This is a genomic window from Rhizobium indigoferae, from assembly GCF_034554815.1.
GTDB classification, from domain to species: domain Bacteria; phylum Pseudomonadota; class Alphaproteobacteria; order Rhizobiales; family Rhizobiaceae; genus Rhizobium; species Rhizobium leguminosarum.
The window spans coordinates 3021324-3044578 of the sequence record NZ_CP140635.1 but is presented as its reverse complement, the minus strand read 5'-3'; the positions used below and the strand labels follow the sequence as shown (position 1 = coordinate 3044578).

Genomic DNA, 23255 nt, shown 5'->3' with positions numbered 1-23255 from the left:
ACCCTTGCGAAGCGGCGCCGGGGGTAGGGATGGTGCTTCGCTCGGGGATCGCTTTGTTGAGATCGAACCTATTGCGGTGCGGCGGCTTATTCAAATTACAAAAAAATAATAATTGCCGGAATCGGCGGTTTGGAGGCGTCGAAGCGGAGTCTCGGGAGGTGGCGCGGAGGTTGATGAGGCGCAATCATCCGAGGTGCTAATCTATTGTTTCTAAAAGGGATTCTTCGTCTCCGTCAGAGACCGCTGCGCTTGCTGAAGTTTTTCTGCCGGCGGAATTCCGGCTCTGAAGGGACAATAATGTCGCACCCTGTCGCAGGGGGCGATAACGCGTTGTTGATCGGATAACCGGAGCCGCCGATGACGGCCACATAGCCTGTGAATAGCGGGTTTTCATGACAAGTTTCGTGGCATGGAGCGGCAAAGCAGCTTATATGGAGGTTGGCCAAGAGGTATAAATGCGCTTTTCCAACACCTTTCTCGATGATATCCGCGACCGCGTTCCGATTTCGAACGTGATCGCGCGCCGCGTGAGCTGGGATAAGCGCAAGACGAATGTGTCGCGCGGCGATTACTGGGCCTGCTGCCCGTTCCACGGCGAGAAATCGCCGAGCTTCCACTGCGAGGACCGAAAGGGCCGCTATCACTGCTTCGGCTGTGGCGTCACCGGTGACCATTTCCGCTTTCTCACCGAGCTGGAGGGCCTGAGTTTTCCCGAGGCAGTGCAGCAGATCGCCGATATGGCAGGCGTGCCGATGCCGCTTGCCGATCCTGTGATGGAGAAGCGCGAGAAGGAGCGCGGCTCGTTGATCGACGTCATGGAAATGGCGACACAATTTTTCCAGGATCAGTTGCAGACGGCAAATGGGGCGAGGGCGCGCGCCTATCTGCGCGACCGCGGATTGACGGGGCGCACCATCGAGACCTTCCGTCTTGGCTATGCGCCTGACAGCCGCAATGCGCTCAAGGAATTCCTCGCCGGCAAGGGTGTCTCCAAGGACCAGATCGAGGCCTGCGGTCTGGTCGTCCATGAAAACGTGCCGGTTTCCTACGATCGTTTCCGCGACCGCATCATGTTCCCGATCCTTTCGTCGCGGGAAAAGGTGATCGCTTTCGGCGGCCGCGCCATGTCGGCCGACGCGCCGGCGAAATATCTGAACTCCAACGAGACGGAGCTCTTCCACAAGGGCAACGTCCTTTACAATTTCGCCCGTGCGCGGCGCGCAATCCAGGGACCGGGCCGCGGCGATTCTCAGGATGACAATGCGACCGGCACCATTATCGCCGTCGAAGGCTATATGGACGTGATCGCGCTGCATCAGGCGGGCATCGAGAATGCCGTCGCGCCGCTCGGCACAGCGCTCACCGAAAACCAGCTCGAGCTGCTCTGGAAGATGGTGCCGCAACCGGTGCTTTGCTTCGACGGCGACGGTGCCGGCATCCGCGCCGCCAATCGCGCCGCCGAACTGGCGCTGCCGCATCTGAAGCCCGGCCGTTCCGTTCGCTTCGCGCTTCTGCCCGACGGCAAGGATCCCGACGATCTCGTGCGCGATGACGGGCGCGCGCCTTTCGACAAGGTGATGAGCCAGGCAAAGCCGCTCTCCGAGATGCTTTGGAGCCGGGAGATCAACACCGGCAAGTTCGATACGCCCGAGGCGCGCGCCGAACTGGAGGCGCGGCTGAAGCAACTGGTCGCCGTCATCGCCGACGAGAACGTGCGCCGCCACTACCAGCAGGATATTCGCGACCGCCTGAATGCCTTCTTCCAGCCGCAGTTCCAGAACCGCAACAATGGCGATCGCCGTGGCGGCTTCAACGGCAATGGCAATTACCGGGCGGGCCGCGACAATGCGGGCAAGGCAGGGCCGAAAAGCCCGAGCGTCATTTCCGAAAGGCTCGCCCGCTCGGGCCCCGTGCGCGGCCACCAGAACAATACGGCGCTGCGGGAAAGCGTGCTGGCGCTGACCGTCGTCAATCACCCCTCGCTGATGATCGACGATTATGACGAGATCGCCGCGATCGAATATGACAGCCGCGAGCTGCAGCGGCTCTGGTCGGCGATGCTGGGGGCAGCCGCGGCCGTCGCCGGCCCGCATCTGACGCGCGAATATCTGACCGAAAGGCTGGAATTCGAAGGCTTCGGCCCGCTCATCAAGAGCCTCGACCAGCAGGTGCGCAATGCCCGGCTGTGGATCGCGACCGAGGAGGCGGCGATGGAGGACGCGCGTGAGGGATACCGCCAGGCGCTGGCCTCCCACAAGCGGGCGAAGGCGCTGCGCCGGCAGAAGATCGAGCTCGAGCGCGAGATCGCGCTGGCGACCGAAGCCGGCGACGGCGAGGCGATCGTTCAGCTGATGCGAGCGCAGCAGGAAGTGCATTTCGAAGGGGTGCGCCTTGAGAACCAGGAGGCAATCATCGATGGCTTCGGCGTGCTTTCCGGCCGCGTCAAAGGGGCGGCGAACCACTGATGTCGCTGACTGAACGGAATGAACCGGGTTTTTCCGCTTCCGGCGCGCTGTTTTCTTCCGGCCGCTCGCCGCTCGATATTCTCAAGCAGGTCTACGGCTATTCCTCCTTCCGCGGCAAGCAGCAGCAGGTGGTCGAGCACGTGGTTTCCGGCGGCGACGCGGTCGTGCTCTTTCCGACCGGTGCGGGCAAATCACTGTGCTTCCAGATCCCGGCGCTCTGCCGCGACGGCGTCGGCATCGTCGTTTCGCCGCTGATCGCGCTGATGCGCGATCAGGTCGAGGCGATGAAGCAGCTCGGCATCCGCGCCGCAGCACTCAATTCGTCGCTGTCGCGCGAGGAGTTCGTCGAGGTTCGCCGCGCGCTTTCGGCGGGGCAGCTCGACCTTCTCTACGTCACGCCCGAGCGTATTCTGACCGATGGTTTCCGCGAGCTGATCGCCAACGAGAAGATCGCGCTGTTTGCCATCGACGAGGCCCACTGCGTCTCGCAATGGGGCCATGATTTCCGGCCGGAATATCGCGCGCTCGGCCGGCTCGGCGAGCAATATCCCGGTGTGCCCAGAGTGGCGCTGACGGCGACGGCCGATCCGCACACACGCGACGACATCATCGAGCGGCTGGGGCTCGATGCCGCCCAGATATTCACCACCAGCTTCGACCGACCGAACATCGCCTATGAGATCGTCGAGCGTGACCAGCCGCGCCAGCAGCTGTTGCGGTTCCTGTCCGGCCACAAGGGCGACAGCGGCATCGTCTACTGCCTGTCGCGCGCCAAGGTCGAGGATACGGCCGAATGGCTGAACGGGCAGGGCATCCGCGCGCTTGCCTATCATGCCGGCATGGACAGGTCGGTTCGTGACGCCAATCAGGATGCCTTCCTCAAAGAAGAGAACCTTTGCCTGGTCGCCACCGTTGCCTTCGGCATGGGCATCGACAAGCCGAATGTGCGTTATGTCGCCCATCTCGATCTGCCGGGCTCCGTCGAGGCCTATTATCAGGAGACCGGGCGTGCCGGCCGCGACGGCCTGCCGTCCGAGGTCTGGATGGCCTATGGCATGGCCGACGTGATCCAGCGCGGCCGGATGATCGATGAGGGAAATGCCGCCGCGGAGATCAAACGGGTCGAACGCGCCAAGCTCAACGCATTGCTGGCGATCTGCGAGACCGCCTCCTGCCGCCGCCAGGCGATCCTTGCCCATTTCGGCGAGGCGCATGCCGGCCATTGCGGCAATTGCGACACCTGCCTGAAGCCGGTCGAGACCTGGGAGGGCACGGAGGCGGCGATCAAGGCGCTGGCCGCCATCTATCGCACCGGCGAGCGTTTCGGCGCTGGCCATGTCGTCGACGTGCTCCTCGGCAATGTCAACGAAAAGACCGAACGTTTCGGCCATGCCGAAATGCCGGTCTTCGGCGCCGGCAAGGATATTCAGGCGCGCGTCTGGCAGTCGGTCTTCCGCCAGTTGCTTGCCATGGGATTGATCCGCGTAGATCATGAGGCTTACGGGGCGCTGAAGCTGGAACCGGAGGCGCGCGCCGTCTTCAAGCACGAGCGACAGGTGTTCTTCCGCAAAGACCGGCCTGCCTCGGAACGGCGCACGAAGAAGGCGGAGCGCAGCGAACGCAAATCGGGACTATCGGGCGCCGACGGCAGTCTCTTCGAGGCGCTGCGGGCCGAGCGTATGGCGATTGCGAAATCGCTCGGCGTGCCGCCCTATGTCGTCTTTCCCGATACGACGCTGATCGCCTTCGCCACCGAGAAGCCGCGCAGCCGCAAGGAATTGCTCGCCATATCAGGTGTCGGGCAGGCGAAGCTCGAACGCTACGGCGATGCCTTCCTGGAGATCATCCTGGCGCAGGACAACGGCCCGCCTGATCCTTGAGATCGGGCGAGGGGGCATGGTAGTGCTGCCTCTGGAGGAGGAGCGCCGATGGCCCAGAATATCTACGACCGACCGGAATTCTTCGCCGGATATAGCGGCATGAGACGATCCGTTCACGGGCTCGACGGGGCGTCCGAATGGCCGGCCGTGCGTGCGCTGCTGCCTGATCTTGCCGGCAAGCGTATCGTCGATCTCGGCTGCGGCTTCGGCTGGTTTTCGCGTTTCGCCGCGAGCCAAGGTGCTGCAAGTGTGCTGGCGCTCGACATCTCCGAAAAGATGATCGCCAGAGCGAGGGCCGATACGGCTGAAGCCGTGATCACCTACGAGATCGCCGATCTCGAGCATCTCAGGCTTGCTCAAGCTTCTTTCGATTTTGCCTATAGCTCGCTGGCGCTGCATTATATCGAGGATTTCGCCGGTCTGGTCGCGACGGTCAATCGCGCGCTTTTGCCGGGATCGCAATTCGTCTTCACCATCGAGCATCCGATCTTCATGGCGCCGACCCACCCGACCTGGGCGGCCGATGCCGAGGGGCGGCGCATCTGGCCGCTCGACCGCTATTCCGTCGAAGGTCCACGCACCACCGACTGGCTCGCCAAAGGTGTCGTCAAGCAGCACCGCAAGCTCGGCACGACGCTCAACACCTTGATCGCGGCCGGTTTTGCCATTCGCCATGTCGAGGAGTGGAGCCCGAACGAAGATGAGCTCCACGACAATCCAGATTGGGCGGAGGAGCTGGACCGGCCGATGTTCCTGCTGATCTCGGTCCAGCGCTGAAGAAGACAAGCAGATGGTGATATGCTAACTCGGCTGGCGCATCGGCCCGAAATTGGAATTGATTTTCGGAAAGCACGATGCGCAAATTCAAAGTGTTACGGCGTCCTTTGCCCGTCTGAAAAGACGCGGGGCGCTGTAGAGAAATCTTCACGAAGGGCCGCCCCATGACCTCGCAATTTCTCTCCCATCTCCAAGCTGAAATTTCGGCGCTGAAGGATGCCGGCCTCTACAAATCCGAGCGCGTCATCAGCTCCAAACAGGCGGGCGAGATCGCGATTTCCACCGGCGAGCGGGTGCTGAATTTCTGCGCCAACAACTATCTCGGCCTTGCCGACAACGAGGAGCTGGCAGAGGCCGGCAAGAAGGCGCTCGACCGATACGGCTATGGCATGGCCTCGGTGCGCTTCATCTGCGGCACGCAGGAGGAGCATAAGCAGCTGGAAGCGCGCATCTCAGCCTTCCTCGGCATGGAAGACACGATCCTCTATTCCTCCTGCTTCGACGCCAATGGTGGTCTCTTCGAAACGCTGCTCTCGGAGGAGGACGCGATCATCTCGGACGCGCTGAACCACGCCTCGATCATCGACGGCGTCAGGCTTTCGAAGGCCAAGCGTTTTCGCTACGCCAACAACGACATGGCGGCGCTCGAGGAGGAACTGAAAAAGGCCGAAGGCAGCCGCTTCAAACTGGTCGCCACCGACGGCGTCTTCTCGATGGACGGCATCATCGCCAATTTGGGCGGTGTCTGCGATCTCGCCGAGAAATACGGCGCGATGGTCATGGTCGATGACAGCCATGCCGTCGGTTTCGTCGGTAAGAACGGTCGCGGCTCTGCCGAACATTGCGGCGTCGAGGGCCGAATCGACATCATCACCGGCACGCTCGGCAAGGCGCTCGGCGGCGCCTCGGGCGGCTATACCTCCGCCAAGGCGGAAGTCGTCGAATGGCTGCGGCAGCGCTCGCGGCCCTATCTGTTCTCGAACACCCTGGCGCCCATCATTGCCGCTGCCTCGCTCAAGGTGTTCGACCTCATCGAAAACGGCGATGCCTTGCGCAAGCGTCTTTCCGACAATGCGGATCTGTTCCGCACAGAGATGACCAAGCTCGGCTTCACACTTGCCGGCGAAGGCCATCCGATCATCCCCGTCATGCTGGGTGACGCCAAACTCGCCCAGGATATGGCCGGCCTGATGCTGAAGAAGGGTATCTATGTGATCGGCTTCTCCTTCCCCGTCGTGCCGAAAGGCCAGGCCCGCATCCGCACACAGATGTCGGCGGCGCATTCGCGGACGGATGTGGAGCGGGCGATCGCGGCCTTTGCGGAGGCAGGGCGGGAACTGGGTGTGATTTGAGAATAGCGTTGCCATCTCCCTCTTCTCCCAGCGGGGGTCCTAAGGACGGGTCGAGACCCGTGGCTCGACCCAGGCAGTCCGTCAGGACAGATGAGGGGGAGGAGCGAAGCGACGTTTCGAGCGGTAAGCGAGGAACAAAGTAAGGTTTATATGGCGTGCCGTGCCGCCCCCTCATCCGCCCTACGGGCACCTTCTCCCCGACGGGGAGACGAGGGAGTCGCAAAGTCGGGCACCAGAACAAGGCGGGATATCGTTGATGTCGAACATGATGAGGGCGCTGGTCAAAGCGAAACCGGAAGTCGGGCTCTGGATGGAGAATGTGCCGGTGCCCGAGGTTGGGCCGAACGATGTGCTGATCCGGGTGAAGAAATCGGCGATCTGCGGCACCGACGTCCATATCTGGAACTGGGACCAGTGGGCACAGAAGACCATTCCGGTGCCGATGGTAGTCGGCCATGAATTCTCCGGCGAGATCGCCGAGATCGGCTCGGCGGTCACCCGCTATCATGTCGGCGAGCGGGTCTCCGGTGAGGGGCATATCGTCTGCGGCAAGTGCCGCAACTGCCGGGCGGGCAGGGGGCATCTCTGCCGAAATACGCTCGGTGTCGGCGTCAATCGCCCAGGCTCCTTCGGCGAATTCGTCTGCATTCCCGAAAGCAATGTCGTGCCGATCCCGAATGATATATCAGACGAGATCGCCGCGATCTTCGATCCGTTCGGCAATGCCGTGCACACCGCGCTTTCCTTTGATCTCGTCGGCGAGGACGTGCTCGTCACCGGTGCCGGGCCGATCGGCATCATGGGCGCGCTCGTCGCCAAGCGATCCGGCGCCCGCAAGGTCGTCATCACCGATATCAATCCACACCGGCTGGAGCTGGCGCGCAAGCTCGGCATCGATTACGTCGTCGACGCATCGAAGGAAAACCTCACCGACGTCATGAAGGCGATCGGCATGACGGAGGGTTTCGACGTCGGGCTCGAAATGTCGGGGGCCGCACCTGCCTTCCGCGACATGATCGACAAGATGAACAATGGCGGCAAGATCGCCATTCTCGGCATCGCGCCGGCGGGCTTCGAGATCGACTGGAACAAGGTGATCTTCAAGATGCTCAATCTCAAGGGCATCTACGGCCGCGAGATGTTCGAGACCTGGTACAAGATGATCGCTTTCGTCCAGGGCGGCCTCGATCTCGCGCCCATCATCACCCACCGGATCGGCATCGACGATTTCCGCGACGGCTTCGAGGCGATGCGGTCAGGCAATTCCGGCAAGGTTGTGATGGACTGGATGTAGGGAGGACGACATGCTCCATGAAGGAAGCTGCCATTGCGGCAATGTGGCTTTCGAAGTCGAAAGCGAATTCACCGAGGCGCTTGACTGCAACTGCTCGCTCTGCCGCCGGCGGGGCGGACTTCTGGCCTTCGTGCCGCGCGAGAAGCTGGTGCTGAAAACACCGGAGGACAATGTCTCGACCTACACTTTCAACCGGCATGTCATCCGGCATCACTTCTGCGCCAATTGCGGCATTGCACCGTTCGGCGAAGGCGTGGGTCCGGACGGCGCGGCAATGGCTTCGATCAATCTGCGCTGCATTCCCGCGGTCGATCTCGGCGCGCTGACAGTGAAGGCGTATGACGGCGCGGCGCGTTAGCCACTATTTCTCAGGCCGGCGCATCGGCCCGAGAATCGGAATCATTTTCGGAAAGCACGATGCGAGGATTGAAAGAGTTAGAGCGTCCTTTGTGCGTCCGAAAGGACGCACGGCGCTCTAAAGGTGCATATACCGTCTGCACAACTGCAAAGATGATGGAAACAACTGGGTACGACGGGCAAAATATTTGCTGCCCTTGTCTTTTGTTCGCCGCATCTTAAATAAGGGTTCGCAATCGCTGCCGCGGTTCAAAGCCTGTGGATAAGGCTTTTTCCGTATTTTTGTGGGCTTTTTTTCTGGAAAAGCTTGACGAGAACAAAAAATGTGGGAATCACCGTTCGACTTGTTGAATGGTGAACTGGGTCAAGGCGGATCGCGCAACCATGGCCGGAAATCCAAGAGCAAGAAAGCTTTGCTGTCCGGTGCCGGTAATCGTGGTTAATCAGGCTTTAAATGTCATCCCGTTAGGTGGGCAAAGGTGATTCGAGGGCGGCGCGTGCGGCGCGTCAGGCCCTGAGACAGCCCGTTCACCGTAGCGAGATTGGATAGCGTCAGGAAGGCGACGATATAAATGGCAACCAAGGTCAAAGAGAACGAAGACGCGGAAGTCGAACGCGACGGCGCAAGCGACGGCCCTCTTCTCGATCTTTCCGACGACGCGGTCAAGAAGATGATCAAGGCCGCCAAGAAGCGCGGCTATGTGACCATGGACGAGCTTAACGCGGTCCTGCCGTCCGAAGAAGTGACGTCCGAGCAGATCGAAGACACGATGTCGATGCTGTCCGACATGGGCATCAACGTCATTGAAGACGAGGAAGCCGAGGAAGCCGGTGCTTCCGGCAGCAGCGACGACGACGACGCCGGCGGCGACGAGGAGAGCGAAGGCGGCGAACTCGCGCCTTCGAGCGGCACGGCGCTGGCGACCGCCAAGAAAAAAGAACCGACCGACCGTACCGACGATCCGGTTCGCATGTACCTGCGCGAGATGGGCTCGGTAGAGCTTCTTTCCCGCGAGGGCGAAATCGCGATCGCCAAGCGCATCGAGGCCGGCCGCGAGACGATGATCGCGGGTCTCTGCGAGAGCCCGCTGACCTTCCAGGCGCTGATCATTTGGCGTGACGAACTCAACGAAGGCACGACGCTGCTGCGCGAGATCATCGATCTCGAAACGACCTATTCCGGCCCTGAAGCCAAGGCTGCGCCGCAGTTCCAGAGCCCGGAGAAGATCGAAGCCGATCGCAAGCTCGCAGAAGAGAAGGAAAAGACCCGTCGCGCCCGCTCCGGCGACGACGACATCACCGATGTCGGCGGCGAAGGCCTGCCTCCCGAGGAGGAGGAAGAGGACGAGGACGAATCCAACCTTTCGCTGGCGGCGATGGAAGCCGAGCTTCGCCCGCAGGTGATGGAGACGCTGGATACGATCGCCGAGACCTACAAGAAGCTGCGCAAGCTGCAGGACCAGCAGGTCGAGCAGCGGCTGTCGGCTTCCGGCACGCTGTCCACTGCCCAGGAGCGCCGCTACAAGGAACTCAAAGATGAGCTCATCAAGGCCGTCAAATCTCTGTCCTTGAACCAGAACCGCATCGACGCCCTCGTCGAGCAGCTCTACGACATCAACAAGCGCCTCGTTTCCAACGAGGGCCGCCTGCTGCGTCTGGCCGAATCCTACGGCGTCAAGCGCGACTCCTTCCTGGAGCAGTACCAGGGCGCCGAGCTCGATCCGAACTGGATGAAGTCGATCGGCAATCTGGCCGCCCGCGGCTGGAAGGAATTCGCCAGGGGCGAAAACACGACGATCCGCGACATTCGTCAGGAAATTCAGAATCTGGCGACTGAGACTGGTATCTCGATCTCGGAATTCCGCCGCATCGTCCATATGGTGCAGAAGGGCGAGCGCGAAGCGCGCATCGCCAAGAAGGAAATGGTCGAAGCGAACCTTCGCCTGGTCATCTCCATCGCCAAGAAGTACACGAACCGCGGCCTACAGTTCCTTGACCTCATTCAGGAAGGCAATATCGGCCTGATGAAGGCGGTCGACAAGTTCGAATACCGCCGCGGTTACAAGTTCTCGACCTATGCGACATGGTGGATCCGTCAGGCGATCACCCGTTCGATCGCCGACCAGGCCCGCACGATCCGCATTCCGGTGCATATGATCGAGACGATCAACAAGATCGTCCGCACGTCGCGCCAGATGCTGCACGAGATCGGCCGCGAGCCGACGCCGGAAGAGCTGGCCGAAAAGCTCGCCATGCCGCTCGAAAAGGTCCGCAAGGTCCTGAAGATCGCCAAGGAGCCGATCTCGCTCGAAACCCCGGTGGGCGACGAAGAGGATTCGCATCTCGGCGATTTCATCGAGGACAAGAACGCGCTGCTGCCGATCGACGCCGCTATCCAGGCGAATCTGCGCGAGACGACGACCCGTGTTCTCGCCTCGCTGACGCCGCGCGAAGAACGTGTTCTGCGCATGCGCTTCGGCATCGGTATGAACACCGACCACACGCTCGAAGAAGTCGGCCAGCAGTTCTCGGTCACCCGCGAACGTATCCGCCAGATCGAGGCTAAGGCGCTGCGCAAGCTGAAGCATCCGAGCCGTTCCAGAAAGCTGCGCTCGTTCCTCGACAGCTAAGGGACGACAAGATCTCTACGATTGCGAAAGCCGGGCTTCATGTCCGGCTTTCCTTTCGATCTTTGCGCCACTGCCGCACACTTTTGGGCGACATGCCTAATACCAATGATCCCGGCGGCTTTCTTGTCGCTTGGTGGTGACAAGATTATAGTCCGGCCACGGGGGAAGAAATCGATCGCGATGCGCGAGCGAGGACCGACGCATGCCCGTGTCGGGCGAATCCTCCGCTGGGAGGTGCGAAATGACCACTTACATTGTGCTGATCAACTGGACGGACCAAGGTGTGCGCAACGTTCGCGACTCGTCAAAACGGCTGGATGCGGCGAAGAAACTGCTCGGCGACATGGGCGGCTCCTTCAACCAGTTCTTTCTGACGATGGGCGGCCACGACATGGTGGCTGTCTGCGAAGCGCCTGACGATGCCGTCATGGCGCGGTTTGGCCTCTCGCTGGCGATGGGCGGCAATGTCCGCACCCAGACACTGAAGGCATTCCCGGAGGCCGCCTATCGAGAGATCATCGGCTCGCTTGGTTGATCGCGACAAAGGAACGCTATCGGCGATCATAAGCGTTGCGCAACTCGCGTCAGGCTGGCACTGTCGCCCTGTCCTTAATTCCTCGTGGCGTATCGGCAGGGCTCTTGATGAAAGCGTTCCCGGGTTTTATGGCCGCCTTCGATTGTCCGACAGCTGCTTCCTGAGCGATGGCACTGGTGTGGGGAAATCGGGACGAAGGCATCGAGCGGGGCGCTTTCGCCTCGTTCGCTCTGCATGCCGTCATGCTTGCACTGCTGCTCCTGCTGCTTCCGAGACCTGAGCCGCCGGCACCGTTGCCGGATGACGGCATTACGGTTGATATCGTTCCCGAAGTCGCCAAACCTTCTGCGATAGCGCAGCGGGTCGCGACGCCTGCACCCACTACGGCAAAGCCGGACGCGAGTGCGTCGGTCCAGGAGATCTCTCCGCCGCATCAGGAGAAAGCGTCGACGGCCGCGAGGTCGCCTGAAGTGGCTTCCGTCCCTCCGGTGCCGCCGAAGCCTGGTGTATTCGTCCAGGCGGGCCAGCTGTTTTCGGAGACGGTGTTGTTAGATCCGCGCAGCCGGCGCGCCCGCGAGGCACTGCGTGGCCTTGCTGGCAGCGAGCGCAATCTGCAGCTCTGTGATCTGGAGGCGCTGGAGCAGGTGCGCCGCGCGCAGCCGGCGATGGCGCCGGATGCGCTCGCGCCCTATGCGATGGCGGCGGAAAAGGTCACCGGCAACAGCGTCGAGGTGAAGGGCGGCGCCTTCCGCAGCAAACGCAAGTGGTACAACATCCAGTTCAAATGCGAGCTCGATGCCGGCTCCGGCAAGATCGCGTCCTTCGCCTTTCTCGTCGGCGATGCCATTCCGCAAGGTGAATGGCGGGAGCACAATCTGGTGGCCGACGACGGAGCCGCCGACCAATAACACTACAGCGCCGCGCGTCTTTTCGGACGCGCAAAGGACGCTGTAGCACTTTAAATGGCTGTTGCGATCACGCGGTTTTTTTCTTTTGTGGCTTGATGCTGCCGGCTTTAGAGGCCACATCGCTGCTGTGACAGAAGAAGACGTGGAACCAGCGGAAACGCAGCATGAAACGGGAAAACAGCGGCCTGAAATCCGCTGGGGCGTCGTTGTGTCCGTTGTTGCGCATATTCCTATCATTGCTCTTCTGATTTTCGGGCTGCCGAAGATCGAGCCGAAGCCTGTCGAAGACGAGAGCGTGAAAGTGGAGCTCGTTCCGCCGCCGGAGGAGAAGAAGCCGGAGCCCAAGCCCGAGGAAAAGCCACCGGAGCCGAAGCCGCCGGAAGAGGCCAAGAAGGAACCGCCACCACCACCGCCTCCGCCGCCACCGCCTCCTCCTCCTCCACCTCCTCCTCCTCCACCTCCGCCGGCCAGCAAGACTCCCGAGCAAGCTAAGCCGAGGCCTATGCCGACTCTGAGCCCTGTCATCGAGTTTGGCGACAGGAATAGCGGCCCCGAAAAGTCGTTGGCGGGAAATTCTTCTCAGGGCGAAAACAAACCCGCAACAACTCCGCCGCAGCACGATGCCGAACCGGCGCAGATGCCGACAAAGGCTGCCGCAGAAAAACCAAAAACTGAGGAGCCTTCGTCAAAGCCGGTGCCGGACGATGTGAAGCTTCCTGAGGTCGCGACGACTGACGTTTCCCCAGAGCGCAATGGGCCGCCGACAGATGTCTCTGGCGAAGCCAATACAAGTATCGAGGAGGCCAAGCCGCCGGAGCAGCAGACCGCTGAGAAACCGAAAGTGATAGCTAAAGACGATCTGCCCAAGGCAAAAACTCTGTTTTCACGGACGGAAGATGGCAGTTTGTTTGCGCAAACTGCGGTCAGTGGTCTTCCGCGCAAAGAGCGAGTGGCCACGCTTTGCGCCACCGAGCTTCAGGGCCAACTCGTTCACGGTTCGCCGCGTTATTTCCCGTCCGCATTGCCTAGTTTTGGATTGCGAACCGGTACCATCCTTGATGTGAGAGATGCAGCCTTTGGCACAGTTAAGGGCTGGTACCAGGTTCGTTTCCGTTGCGAGGTGGATGAGGACGCCACGAAAGTCGTGTCGTTTGCCCACGAAGTTGGTGGATTGATCCCCCGCAGTCAGTATGCGAAATATGAAATTCGTGACTAGTCCTCGTGATCCTGGATTGCGTCTCACCGGCAACAGCCACGCGCAAGCAACCCTACCTAGCTTCTTCCCATGGCCGTGATGATCCGGTGAAGAAGAGGACAATGATATGTCGAATGAGATCGAGCGTTTCTTTGAGCGTCAGGACGAGGCCGTGAGCGCGCGGTTCCTAGAAAACAAAGGCGATGAGCTGACCGATATTCTGGTGGCTGCTCTGGAAGAGGCTTTCGAAATCCTTCTCGAGGCCGCACCCGCCGAAACCGTTCATTGAGGTCGCAGAGGATCGGTTCAGTCTGCCATTGTGTGCTGACCGATCGCGCCGCTTGCGGTCTCCCGACTGGTCGGGATAATGCGGTTGGCGTCAATGGTTCCAGATATCATGTCGATTTCCCAAGAGGATCAACCGCCGTCGGCGGGTGCGCTTGATGCCCGTCTGGCTGGTTACCGGTTCGAACGCGATGCGCTCGGCCGTTCCGCCGCGAGTGTCTTCCGGCTGGAAGCTCTCGGATTACCGACGCTTTATCTGAAGGTCGAAGAGGCTGGTGCTTTCGGCGAGCTCGCCGACGAGGCAGCCAGGCTTCGCTGGCTCAAGACTTGCGGTCTGTCCTGTCCCGACGTTGTTGCGGAGGACGGTGACGGTGTGCACAACCGGCTGCTGATCAACGCGCTGCCCGGGAGTGATCTCGCCAGTGCATCGGCGCTGACGCCGCTTGCGCGGGTCGAGCTGCTGGCTGCGGCGCTTCTTGACCTGCATCGCCTGCCGATCGCATCCTGCCCCTTCGACCATCGGCTGGAGAGACGCATGGCGGCGGCGAAAGCGCGGATGCAGGCCGGCATCGTCGACGAGACCGATTTCGATGAGACGCGGCTTGGAAAGAGTGCCGAGGCTCTGTTTGCCGAACTCGAAAGCGGGAGGCCAGGCGGCGAGGATCTTGTTGTCACCCATGGCGACGCCTGCCTGCCGAATTTCATCGCTTGGGAAGACGGGTTCTCCGGCTATATAGACTGCAGCCGGCTTGGCATCGCCGACCGCTATCAGGATATCGCACTCGCCTGCCGCAGCATCGCCTATAAATTCGGCGAGGCGCTGGTGCAGCCCTTCCTTGATCGCTACGGCATGCCGGCCACCGATCCGGCTCGGCTCGAATACTATCAGCTGCTCGACGAGTTCTTTTAGGCGTCCAGGCTGCAGCGATTGCGTCATGCCCATGCGGCTGGCAGAGTGGCCGGCGATCGGACCTGCGGGCAGACGATGGCGAAGAACCAGTTCAGGATGTTGCGCTCGGCGCTGGCTGGCGTCGAAGCGGTGGAAGCGGAAACGCCTCACAGCTTCGACCGGCACACGCATGAGCAATTCGGCATCGGCCTGATTTCCGCCGGTGCGCAGTCGTCGCTCAGCGGCCGCGGCATGGTGGAGGCAGAGGCCGGCGACATCATCACGGTCAATCCGAACGAGGTGCATGATGGTGCGCCGATCGGTGAGGGGCGGTCGTGGCGCATCCTCTATTTCGCCCCCGCCATCGTCACCGGTCTGTCGCAAAAGATCAGCGAAGGCGGGGCAGGGCGATCGGAAATCCCACATCCGGTCATCCGCAATGCGGCGATCGCCGCCGGTTTCGAAACGCTGTTTTGCGCAGTTACCGGCGGGGCGGCGGCGGATGGGCTGCTCTGCGAGGAACTGCTTCTGCAACTCGTCGCCGACGTCATGCGCGAGCGCGGCGGCGCCGAAGAGCGGCCACTGGTGCCGGCGTCGATCCGCGCCGCCCGAAACCTGATTGACGACGATCCGCTTGCCGCCGTCTCGCTCGCCGATCTCTCCAGGGAAAGCGGACTGAGCCGCTTCCAGGTGTTGCGCGGTTTTGCCAAGGCGACCGGATTGACGCCGCATGCCTATCTCGTCCAGGCCCGCATCCATATCGCCCGCCGGCTGATCGCTCAGGGCATGCCGCTTGCGGAAGCCGCCTTTGCCAGCGGCTTTGCCGACCAGAGCCACATGACGCGGGTCTTCGTGCGCAAATACGGTCTGTCGCCGCGCCTCTATGCCGGCGCCTTTGTCTGAACGTCGATTTTGCGGCTGCAATTTCGTTCAAGACCCCGACCGGCTCCTGCTGTTTCCTCGGCTCGCGCAACAGGAGACGCTGGATGTCGAGACAGGTTCATGGGTTTTTCTATCTGGCGATGGCGATGCTGACTGTGGGAAGCACTGTGATCGCAAGTAAGTTGATCGCGTCGGGTCTGCCGCCGTTCAGCGCCACCGCATTGCGCTTCGCCATCGCCTTTCCGGTCTTTCTCCTGCTGATGTGGGCGACCGGCGCGCGGCTGCCGAAGCTCTCCAGGAGCGACCGCCTCATCCTCCTCATTCAGGCCGGGGCCGGCAGCGTCGGTTATACGACGTTGCTGATCTCCGGCCTCAGCCTGACCTCGGCGGCCGATGCCGGCGTCATCATCGGCACGCTGCCGGTGGTGGCGGCCGCAATCTCCATCCTGCTGCTTCGCGAACGGCCGCAGCGTGCCCTGCTTCTGGCTGTGGCGCTTGCGACGGCTGGCGTGCTGTCGATCGCCTTCACGCCGGATGCGGCCGGAGGATCACTCTCCGGCAATGCACTGATCTTCCTGGCGGTCGTCTGCGAGGGATTGTTCATCCTGCTGAACAAAAAGCTGAAGACGGAGATTGCGCCACTTGCGCAGTCGACGATGATGGCCGGCATCGGCTTCATCGTTGCCGCCATCCCGGCCGCTATTTTTGAAGCGCCTTTCGCACAGGACATTTCCGCAAGCGCTGTCGCCGCCGTTGTCTATTATGCGCTGGTGCCGACCGTCGGCGGATTTCTGCTGTGGTATGCGGGGGCAGAAAGGGTGAGCGGCACCGAAGCTGCGCTCTTCACCGCGCTGGCTCCGGTTTCCGCCGTCATGCTTGCCTTCGTCCTCCTCGGCGAACAGGTCGGGCTCCACCAGCTCGCCGGCATCGCCTGCGTGCTCGCGGCCGTGCTCGGTCTCGCCTTTGCCGGGACCCGCACGGTCAAACTTGCCGGCGGGAGATAGATCATGCAGTTCAGCCATTCCGATGCCATATGGCAGGCCTTTCCAGAGCTTCGCGCCGGCGCGCTGCATGCGGGAGGGATCCATGCGAATGCCGATGTCGAGGCGGCGATCGCAGACTTCAACGCAATCGCCGAGGCCCGGCTGACGCTAGCGCAGGAAGGCGAATTCCCTGAAATCCAGGCCTGGCGGCGCGGCTTTTCCCGCATGGGGCTGAAGCCGACGCAATATCGCTGCGCTTCCGAGGCGCTGCTGCGCCGCTTCCGCCAGGAACATGCGCTGCCGCGCCTGCATCCGCTCATCGATCTCTGCAATGCGATTTCGCTGGCCTTCGCCATTCCGGTCGCCGTCTTCGACGCTGAAAAGATCGTGGGCGATCTCCAGGTTCGTCGGGCTAGGGGTGACGAGACCTATCTGACCTTTGGCGGCGAAATCGAATATCCCGAGCCGGACGAAGTGATCTTTGCAGATGGCGGGGAGAACGCGCATGCGCGGCGCTGGACGAACCGGCAGAGCGGGCTTTCGGCGGTGCGGGAGACGACGCGTTCGGTGCTGATCGTTGCCGAGGCGCTGCACGCCTCCGCCGGCGACGACATCGCCAGGCTGGTCGAAACAGTTGCGGATGCGCTTGCGCGGCACTGGCCGGCGGCGGCGAAAACGGCGATGCTAAGTCCGGTGTCGCCGCGTTTCGAGTTCTAAGGGCGCAGCGTTTCAGGGAAAGCAACGTTCGGGGCCTTGGGCCGGCGGCATGCCCGCCCTATCTCTATGCGATCGATAGCTTCTGGAGACGAACCCGATGTCAGACAAGTCGTTCAAGATTCCGGGGCCGGACCATCCGATCACCGTCGAGCACAATCCCTCCCGCGTCGTCGTCACGCTTGGCGGCAAGACAGTTGCCGATACCCGCGATGCGCTGACGCTGTGCGAGGCCTCCTATCCGCCGGTGCAGTATATTCCGCGCAGGGATGTGGACATGTCGCTGCTTCAGCGCACCGACCATAGCAGCCATTGCCCCTATAAGGGCGACGCCTCCTATTACAGCATCATTCCGGGCGGCGAGCGCTCGAAGAATGCCGTGTGGACCTACGAGGCGCCGAATGCCGCGGTCAGCAGCATCAAGGACCATCTCGCCTTCTATCCCGACCGTGTCGACGGCATCGAAGAGATGGCCTCGCCGGAAGCCGGCGCCTTCTGACGGCACGCATGACATTGAACCCGTTCCGGCGGAACATGTTTGCCGCCGGACCGTTAGGGTCATCTAGCGGGGAGATGTGTCGTGCCAAAATTCTATTTTCAGCTCTTCGATCGTGATGGCGCCGGGACGACCGAGACGGCATATGATTTTGAATCCATCGAAGCTGCGAAAGCGGAGGCACGGCGCGTGTTGGCGGAGATGGCCACCGAAGGTCTGCCGGCTGCACCTCTGAACATGATGTCGGTGGAACTCTTCGATGAAAGCCGGCGACCGCTCGCAGAAATCCGGCTGATTCTCGAAGAAATTGCGAAACAGCCACGATAGGCACGCCAAGCTGCGAATGCCGGTCGATCGAGCCAAAGCAATCAAAAGACTATGTCAAATTTAATTGCCGGCTATCAAGGCGGGTCTTAGCGTCGCGCCAACCGACCGAGTCGGATTGATGCGTAGGAGTGACCGGCGGCAGCCCCTAAACGGCAACCGCTATCGTAAGACGTCGAGCCATTCATTGTTGAAGACGAGGCTGGCAACCGTGACCGGATCGCCGCTCTCGTCGCGAACGGTGATGGCGATCGTCATTCGATCACCCGCGGGCAGTTCGTCGCGGGCCACATCCAGCAGGATGCGGGTCAGCTCCTTCGGAATGTCTTCACGAGATCTGAGCTCGGTACCGTGCTCGTCGCGCGTGGGGCCTTCCCCGTTGTGTAGATCGAAATAGTAGCGAGCCATGTTCTTTCCTGCGCGTCACAGGAGAAATCACAGATGAAGACAATTGTTCCCGAGGCTAGGCATTGATTCTTATAGAAAATATAGGTCGCATCGAAATGGATCAGGGCTCCAGCAATATCGGGCGGGCAAGACCGTGATTGAATCCCTGCTGCTCAACCTTGGAAGCCGCGATATTTTGTCGGCCGAAGAGGAAAGCCATCTCAGAGCGATCATCGTCAAAGACAGGTATTTTGCTGCCGGGGAGGATCTTGTCTCCGAAGGGAGCAGGCCGGGTTACAGCACGCTGCTGCTTGATGGATTTGCGGCGCGCTACAAGGTGATGGCCGATGGCAGTCGCCAGATCACCGCACTGCATGTCGCCGGCGATTTCGTCGATCTGCACGCTTTCCCGATCAAGAAGATGGATCACGGCATCGTTGCGCTGTCGTCCTGCCATGTCGCCTTCGCCGACCACGGCGATCTCAGAACGATCACCGAGCGCATGCCGCACCTGACGCGGCTGCTCTGGCTCGACACGCTCGTCGATGGCGCCATCCACCGCGAGTGGATCGTCGCCATGGGCCGGCGCTCCAAGCGCGCCCATATCGCCCACCTCGTCTGCGAACTGTTCGTGCGGCTGCAGGTGGTGAAGCGGACGCGGGGCGCAAGCTTCCAGTTTCCGTTGACGCAGATCGAGATGGCCGACGTGCTCGGCGTTTCCGTCGTCCATCTGAACAAGACGCTGCAGGCGCTGAGGCGCGAGGGCGTGTTCATCTGGGAGAACCGGACGATCACCATCGTCGACTGGGAACGCCTGCAGGAAATCGCCGAATTCGATCCCGGCTATCTCAGCATCTCCAGGGAACCGCGCTAGGGCGTCATGGTTCTTGCATCTAAACGGGGTTTGCAACATGTTGCCGGTCGATAGTCGTCGACCAGGATCATCCACATCATGAATAACCTTCCAGCGGTCGATCTCAACCTCCTGGTCGCCTTCGACGCGATCATGGCAGAGCGCAGCGTCACCCGGGCCGGCGCCCGCATCGGCCGCACCCAGCCGGCGATGAGTGCTGCACTTGCCAGGTTGCGCCAGCTTTTTCAGGATGAGCTCTTCGTGCGCAGCCCGAGCGGGCTGGAGCCGACACCGCGCGCGCTCGATCTTGCCGAGCCGATCGGAAAATCTCTGCGGCATGCGCAGGAGGCGCTGGCTTTCAGCGGTGTCTTCGACCCGCGGTCGTCATCGGCTTCGTTCCGGCTCGGTCTCTCCGAACACCCAGCCTTCGTGCTTCTGCCGAAGCTGCTGGCTGCGATCAGGCAGGCCGCGCCCAATATCAGCATCGATGTCAAGGGTTTCATCGCCCGTGAAAAGGCGGTGGAAATGCTCGATGCTGGCGAGGTCGATGCGGCGGTCGGCGTGCCGGTTTCCACGTCGCCACGCATCCTTTCCCGGCTGCTTTTCGAGGAGAGCTTCGTTTCGATCGTCCGCGCCGATCATCCGGCGGCGGCAAGGGGTCTCGATCTCGATACTTTCGTCGCGCTCGACCACCTGCTCGTATCGCCGGAAGGCGATCGTTATGGCCATGTCGACCGTAAGCTTTCGGAACTCGGCCTGCGCCGCAGGCTCGGCCTGACGCTGCCGCAGATGTATGCGGCGCCGGCGATCGTCGCCGAGACCGATCTCGTCGCCACGCTGATGCGCGGCATCGTCGACGTTTCGGATAGCCGCGCCCAGCTGTCTCTCCATAAGCCGCCGATCGAGCTGCTGCCGGTCTCCTTTGCGCTGTCATGGCATCGCCGCAACGATTCCCATGTCGGGCAGCAGTGGTTCCGCGAACTGATCGGGTCAGTTGCGGCGAAAAAGCAGGATCGGCTCGGGGAATCGAACTGATCCTGCTTGTGAAGTAGCCAGCTCGCCTTACACCATCAGCAGCGTCTTGCCGCGGGCGCCACCCTTCGAAAGGGACCGCAAGGCCTCGACTGTGTCCGCAAGGGCGAATTCTTGGCCGATGACGCTTTGGAGACGGCCATCTGTGGCAAGTGCCGCCACCGCAGCCAGGCGGCCGGCATCGCTCTGGTGAAAGAGGAATTGCGCATCGATGCCGCGCGCCTTCGGCCCTTCGGTGTCGAACGGTGCGGAAAGGCCGATGAGCTTGCCGCCGCGGCGGATGATGCCGAGTGATCGCTCCAGCGTTTCGCCGCCAATCGTGTCGATCACCAGGTCGAGGCCCGTCGCGAAGGCGGTAAAATCCTGGTTGCGATAGTCGATCACCCCGTCAGCGCCGAGCGAGCGGACGAGGTCGAGATTGGCCGCGGAGGCTGTCGCCGTCACATGCGCGCCGGCACGCTTTGCAAGCTGAACCGCGAAGCTGCCGACGCCGCCGGCGCCGGCATGGATAAGCACCGATTGGCCGGGCTGGACGGCTCCGGCCTCGAACAGCGCCTGCCAGGCGCTGGCCGCAGCCGTCGGCAGGCCGGCGAGGCTTGCGAGCGGCAGATCGGCCGACATCGGAACGACCAATCGGGCGGGCACGGCCGCCAGTTCGGCAAAGGCGCCGCCGCTTGCCGGATCGGTGCGCGCGATCACCCTGTCACCCGGCCTGACGGTGGCGACGAGCGGGCCTGTTGCAACCACCGTTCCGGCGAGATCGGTCCCGAGCGTATAGGGGAAGGCGAGGGGGAAAAAGTCCTTCAGATATCCGGCAAGCAGCTTGTTATCCATTGGATTGAGGGCGGCCGCCTCGACACGGATGAGCACGTCGTCAAGGCCGGGTACCGGCTCGGGCACATCCTCGATCCGGATATCGTCTATCGCGCCATAGGCATGGATGCGGGCGGCCTTCATCACGCGCTCTCCGGATGAAGGGACGTCGTCTTCGGCGGCCAGGCGCCGAGCTGGTGCAGCATGCCGAACCAGTCCTCGAGATGCCAGGTGTGGGAGATCCTGTCGCCTTCGAAGCGGTGGAATTCATGGAGCGCGATCTCGATTCGGCGATTCGTCGCCGGAATGCCGAAGAGCGCGCCGCGTTGGGTGCCGACGATACGGGCGCGAACGCCGGCGCGGTCGTTGAAGCCGATCACTTCGTCGACCACGATCTCCACATCCGGCAGGGATTCGATAAAGCCGAGGATGATCGGCTTCAGCCCGGCTGGCCCGGGACCCTGGCCGGGGGCGAGCGGAATATCCTGCCAGCCTGATGTGACGGCCTCATCGAGAAGATCGGGATTTTTGCGCGTGAAGGCGCCGTAGAAGGTTTCAAGCGTTGCGTGCTGCTCTGCGGTCAGCGTACTTGCCGTGGTGTCGATGGTCATCGAAAGCCTCTTGGTTTGGTAACAGCAATGAGGCTACGGCCAGCCGCTCCATATCGGAAATTGATACCTGATATATCGCCTCATCCATATTTTGTATGAGCAAAGGCCCGCGGCCTAACGCAATCCGGTGAGCGCAGCTCATTCCGATTGACAAGCCATCCATTCGAGCAGAACACCGTTCCGGCATTCAAAAACTCTATAAAGGCTGGCGGACCCGCGCTGCCGGCCGGTGACATCGTAATGGACATATCCCAAGGACCGGGGAGCGTTCTTCGCCACCCCGGCTATCTGAACTTCGCTGCCTCCCGCGTTTTTTCCTCGCTCTCCTTCCAGTCCATTGGCATTGCCATGGGATGGATGATCTACGATCAGACGCACAGCGCCTTTGCGCTCGGCCTCGTCGGCTTCTGCCAGTTCCTGCCGATGGCGGTGCTGACCTTCGTCGTCGGTCATGTCGCCGACCGGTTCGACCGGCGGCGCATCGGGCTTGTCTGCCAGTTGATCGAGGCGGTGACGGCACTGGTGCTGGCGATCGCCACCTGGCAGCAATGGCTGACGCCGGCCGGCATCCTTGCCGCCGTCACGGTGCTCGGCGCCGTCGTCGCCTTCGAGCGCCCGACCATGGCGGCGCTGCTGCCGAACATCGTGCCGGCCTCGATGCTGCAGAAGGCGGTCGCAACCTCGACCTCGATGATGCAGACGGCGCTGATCGTCGGCCCATCGCTCGGCGGCCTGCTTTATGGCCTCCATCCCGTCGCGCCCTTTGCCATCGCGGCGCTGCTTTTTGCCGTTGCGAGTTTCAACGTCATCTCGATCCGGATGCAATGGAGCCCTGCCAAGCGCGAGCCGGTGACACTAGCCTCGGTCTTTGCCGGCGTCTCCTTCATCCGCAGCCGACCGGTGATGCTCGGCACGATCTCGCTCGATCTCTTCGCGGTGCTGCTCGGCGGCGCGACCGCGCTGCTGCCGATGTTTGCCCGCGATATCCTGCATGCCGGTCCGTGGGGGCTCGGCCTGCTGCGCGCGGCGCCCGCGGTCGGCGCGCTCGCCATGTCGATCGTGCTTGCCCGCCGGCCGCTCGAGAGCAATGTCGGGCGCAAGATGCTTGCCGCCGTCGCCGTGTTCGGCGTCGCCACCATCGTCTTCTCGCTCTCCACCAATATCGCGCTTTCCGTCGTAGCGCTGCTCGTCGTCGGCGCGTCCGACACGGTGAGCGTCGTCGTGCGCAGCTCGCTGGTGCAGCTTTTGACGCCGGACGAAATGCGTGGCCGCGTCAGTGCCGTCAACTCGCTGTTCATCGGCACCTCCAACCAGCTCGGCGAATTCGAATCCGGCATGATGGCGGCAGCCCTCGGGCCCGTCGCCACCGGCGTTGTCGGCGGGTTCGGCACGATCGTCGTCGTGCTCCTGTGGATGCGGCTCTTCCCCGATCTCACCAAGGTCAAGACGCTGCAGGGCTAGTGCATGCATGACGCGTTGAAAGCGGCGACCGCTCCCGTTAGGTTCGCCCCAAATATCATTCGGCGGAGCCGCGCGTGACGACGACAAATTTCCTATCCTGTGTCCTGGCGGCAGTTTTCACGTCGGTGCCGG

The 23255-nt window shown here is 62.0% G+C and carries 23 protein-coding genes; 20 read left to right on the top strand and 3 right to left on the bottom strand.

All coding sequences use genetic code 11. The features are described from left to right. The first annotated feature begins 455 nt into the window (after positions 1-455). The 17 genes from dnaG to U5G49_RS15280 all read left to right on the top strand — a co-directional run bounded on the left by dnaG (position 456) and on the right by U5G49_RS15280 (position 17969). On the top strand, positions 456-2465 hold the full coding sequence (dnaG, locus tag U5G49_RS15360; protein ID WP_018242981.1) for a DNA primase: 2010 nt from the start codon (positions 456-458) through the stop codon (positions 2463-2465). Next, entirely contained in the window at positions 2465-4345 is a 1881-nt protein-coding gene (gene recQ / locus U5G49_RS15355; RefSeq protein ID WP_193443493.1) for a DNA helicase RecQ, read from the top strand. Before dnaG ends, recQ begins: the two co-directional genes overlap by 1 nt. A gap of 48 nt (positions 4346-4393) precedes the next feature. Further along, positions 4394-5122 (top strand): class I SAM-dependent methyltransferase, encoded by a 729-nt coding sequence (locus tag U5G49_RS15350; protein WP_193443495.1) that lies wholly within the window; start codon positions 4394-4396, stop codon positions 5120-5122. Between the two features lie 164 nt (positions 5123-5286). Then, entirely contained in the window at positions 5287-6474 is a 1188-nt protein-coding gene (locus tag U5G49_RS15345; protein ID WP_193443497.1) for a glycine C-acetyltransferase, read from the top strand. Between the two features lie 256 nt (positions 6475-6730). Then, the gene (tdh, locus tag U5G49_RS15340) at positions 6731-7768 is read left to right on the top strand and encodes an L-threonine 3-dehydrogenase (protein ID WP_193443499.1); all 1038 of its coding nucleotides are present in this window, start codon (positions 6731-6733) and stop codon (positions 7766-7768) included. 10 nt (positions 7769-7778) lie between these two features. Beyond that, the gene (locus U5G49_RS15335; RefSeq protein ID WP_193443501.1) at positions 7779-8126 is read left to right on the top strand and encodes a GFA family protein; all 348 of its coding nucleotides are present in this window, start codon (positions 7779-7781) and stop codon (positions 8124-8126) included. Positions 8127-8697: 571 nt separating this feature from the next. After that, positions 8698-10755: an RNA polymerase sigma factor RpoD gene (gene rpoD / locus U5G49_RS15330; protein WP_011652885.1), complete on the top strand. Its 2058-nt coding sequence runs from the start codon at positions 8698-8700 to the stop codon at positions 10753-10755. A gap of 241 nt (positions 10756-10996) precedes the next feature. After that, entirely contained in the window at positions 10997-11290 is a 294-nt protein-coding gene (locus tag U5G49_RS15325; RefSeq protein ID WP_018242976.1) for a GYD domain-containing protein, read from the top strand. Between the two features lie 167 nt (positions 11291-11457). Further along, positions 11458-12198: a DUF930 domain-containing protein gene (locus U5G49_RS15320; RefSeq protein WP_193443503.1), complete on the top strand. Its 741-nt coding sequence runs from the start codon at positions 11458-11460 to the stop codon at positions 12196-12198. Between the two features lie 85 nt (positions 12199-12283). Further along, positions 12284-13414, top strand: coding sequence for a DUF930 domain-containing protein (locus tag U5G49_RS15315; protein ID WP_193443506.1), 1131 nt, complete (start codon positions 12284-12286; stop codon positions 13412-13414). Positions 13415-13520: 106 nt separating this feature from the next. Beyond that, positions 13521-13682 carry a hypothetical protein gene (locus tag U5G49_RS15310; RefSeq protein WP_164902203.1) on the top strand — a complete coding sequence of 54 codons (162 nt, stop codon included), beginning with the start codon at positions 13521-13523 and terminating at the stop codon, positions 13680-13682. 108 nt (positions 13683-13790) lie between these two features. Continuing rightward, positions 13791-14588 carry an APH(3') family aminoglycoside O-phosphotransferase gene (locus U5G49_RS15305; protein ID WP_193443508.1) on the top strand — a complete coding sequence of 266 codons (798 nt, stop codon included), beginning with the start codon at positions 13791-13793 and terminating at the stop codon, positions 14586-14588. A 75-nt stretch (positions 14589-14663) separates the two neighbouring features. Further along, the gene (locus U5G49_RS15300) at positions 14664-15470 is read left to right on the top strand and encodes an AraC family transcriptional regulator (protein WP_193443536.1); all 807 of its coding nucleotides are present in this window, start codon (positions 14664-14666) and stop codon (positions 15468-15470) included. 83 nt (positions 15471-15553) lie between these two features. Continuing rightward, entirely contained in the window at positions 15554-16453 is a 900-nt protein-coding gene (locus tag U5G49_RS15295; RefSeq protein WP_193443510.1) for a DMT family transporter, read from the top strand. Positions 16454-16456: 3 nt separating this feature from the next. Beyond that, on the top strand, positions 16457-17149 hold the full coding sequence (locus U5G49_RS15290) for a B3/B4 domain-containing protein (protein WP_166481041.1): 693 nt from the start codon (positions 16457-16459) through the stop codon (positions 17147-17149). 97 nt (positions 17150-17246) lie between these two features. After that, positions 17247-17645, top strand: a complete 399-nt coding sequence (locus U5G49_RS15285; protein ID WP_164594728.1) for a DUF427 domain-containing protein — start codon at positions 17247-17249, stop codon at positions 17643-17645. Positions 17646-17726: 81 nt separating this feature from the next. Beyond that, on the top strand, positions 17727-17969 hold the full coding sequence (locus tag U5G49_RS15280; protein ID WP_018242968.1) for a DUF6894 family protein: 243 nt from the start codon (positions 17727-17729) through the stop codon (positions 17967-17969). A 159-nt stretch (positions 17970-18128) separates the two neighbouring features. Here the strand turns inward: U5G49_RS15280 and U5G49_RS15275 are convergent, their stop codons facing one another. Continuing rightward, entirely contained in the window at positions 18129-18374 is a 246-nt protein-coding gene (locus tag U5G49_RS15275) for a DUF6894 family protein (protein WP_018242967.1), read from the bottom strand. Between the two features lie 133 nt (positions 18375-18507). On the opposite strand from U5G49_RS15275, the gene U5G49_RS15270 reads away from it, so the two are divergent. After that, on the top strand, positions 18508-19227 hold the full coding sequence (locus U5G49_RS15270) for a Crp/Fnr family transcriptional regulator (protein ID WP_018446617.1): 720 nt from the start codon (positions 18508-18510) through the stop codon (positions 19225-19227). Between the two features lie 78 nt (positions 19228-19305). Further along, entirely contained in the window at positions 19306-20241 is a 936-nt protein-coding gene (locus U5G49_RS15265) for a LysR family transcriptional regulator (protein ID WP_018242965.1), read from the top strand. 27 nt (positions 20242-20268) lie between these two features. Here U5G49_RS15265 and U5G49_RS15260 read toward each other — a convergent pair whose 3' ends face one another. Together U5G49_RS15260 and U5G49_RS15255 are read right to left on the bottom strand one after the other, a co-directional pair. Then, positions 20269-21195 (bottom strand): NADP-dependent oxidoreductase, encoded by a 927-nt coding sequence (locus tag U5G49_RS15260; RefSeq protein ID WP_193443512.1) that lies wholly within the window; start codon positions 21193-21195, stop codon positions 20269-20271. Further along, positions 21195-21662 carry an ester cyclase gene (locus U5G49_RS15255; RefSeq protein ID WP_047618415.1) on the bottom strand — a complete coding sequence of 156 codons (468 nt, stop codon included), beginning with the start codon at positions 21660-21662 and terminating at the stop codon, positions 21195-21197. Before U5G49_RS15255 ends, U5G49_RS15260 begins: the two co-directional genes overlap by 1 nt. A 240-nt stretch (positions 21663-21902) precedes the next feature. On the opposite strand from U5G49_RS15255, the gene U5G49_RS15250 reads away from it, so the two are divergent. Further along, positions 21903-23123 carry an MFS transporter gene (locus tag U5G49_RS15250; protein WP_026230697.1) on the top strand — a complete coding sequence of 407 codons (1221 nt, stop codon included), beginning with the start codon at positions 21903-21905 and terminating at the stop codon, positions 23121-23123. Positions 23124-23255 lie beyond the last annotated feature (132 nt).